The 1,216-nt window shown below is 65.0% G+C and carries 2 pseudogenes; both read right to left on the bottom strand.

The annotated features are described in order from the left end of the window. Positions 1-521 (bottom strand): annotated as a pseudogene (locus QMA15_RS32620) (restriction endonuclease); the annotation flags it as partial. A 419-nt stretch (positions 522-940) separates the two neighbouring features. After that, positions 941-1,216, bottom strand: a pseudogene (locus QMA15_RS32615) (hypothetical protein); the annotation flags it as partial.

The following is a 1,216-nucleotide window of genomic DNA, read 5'->3' as shown; positions in this document are numbered from 1 at the left end:
CCTCGCACGACGACAGCCCCGATACGGTGCTCGATGGACCGATGCTCGATGATCAGCTCCGACAACTGCAATGCCAAGTGGTAGCGCTCGTTCAATCTCGTTCGCGCGGGCGAGGGTTCGGCACCAGCGGTGGGCGGTGTGACGTCTGCGAGGGCGCGGCGACCCCTGGCCAACCTCGTCTGCAGACGGGGCGGGACTACCGCGGAACCGAGCAGAATCACGGTGGCGGCGAGCAGCAGCTGGTTTTCGGCGACGTCTTCGCCCATATTCGTCGTAGCGGATCACCCGCCGGCAGTGCGAGCGAAGAATCGTCCGGTGATCTGATCGCCCGCGCGTAGCCGTCCGCGCAAGACCGGGCCCGAGTCTTCGACTTCGCGGTAACCGGAGAGCAACCCACGGGCAGCCACGCGCTCGGCGGCGACGACGAACACTTCGGCCAACGCCGCAACCAGGTCGGTATCCGTGTCAGCGAGTGCGGTGTGCTGCGACCACCACGCAGGGTCACCGGCGTATCCCCACATCGAAGATCACGCGGCTGATCGGTGTTTTCGGCCCCCACCCTCACAGTGAGAGCACCGACGGTCACGGCACCGATCTTCTTCAGTGGCGGTCAATGTGAACACGCCGGGAGTGCTCGTGGGTCTGACCGTGACCATCCCAGAGGCCGCGAACGCTGCAGCGCCCTCCGGCGTCAACGCCACCCGCGGGCGACACACCAGGCAGCCGCCGCAGCCGTAACCGCATCGTGGCCGCTCGAAGAGGGGCACCGTAACCGGATCATTCACCGGTGGTCAGGCACTTCTCCAGAGCAGCAAGGCCATATCGGACATCGAGATCCACTGCGGGGGTCACCGAAATGGAACTTCCTCGAGCAACGACAATGATCGCGCTGCCGAAACACCTGCGCCAATCCCCCAACACTGTGGACCGCCAGGGCGCATCAAAATACGAGGGCCAGAACAGGTGCGTCCGGATCGTCGATCGCAACATTCAACGCAAGGTGCAGATCCGCAATACGCTGCAGGTACGGGCGGGCGCTGAGCCAACGTCTCAAGAGAAGATTTCGTGGGCTCCTGCGCCCGGTGCAGCGGAACAAATCCGAAGCGCCGGCGCATCGCCGTGTCCACCAGAGCGATCGAGCGGTCCGCGGTGCTCGATCGCGGCCGATGACAACCACATTGCGTGGCAGCACGAACGGCTCGGCCTCGCCCGAGGA

Source organism: Rhodococcus sp. APC 3903 (assembly GCF_030407755.1).
Classification (GTDB): Bacteria; Actinomycetota; Actinomycetes; order Mycobacteriales; family Mycobacteriaceae; genus Rhodococcus_F; species Rhodococcus_F erythropolis.
This window is presented reverse-complemented; position numbering and strand designations above follow the sequence as displayed.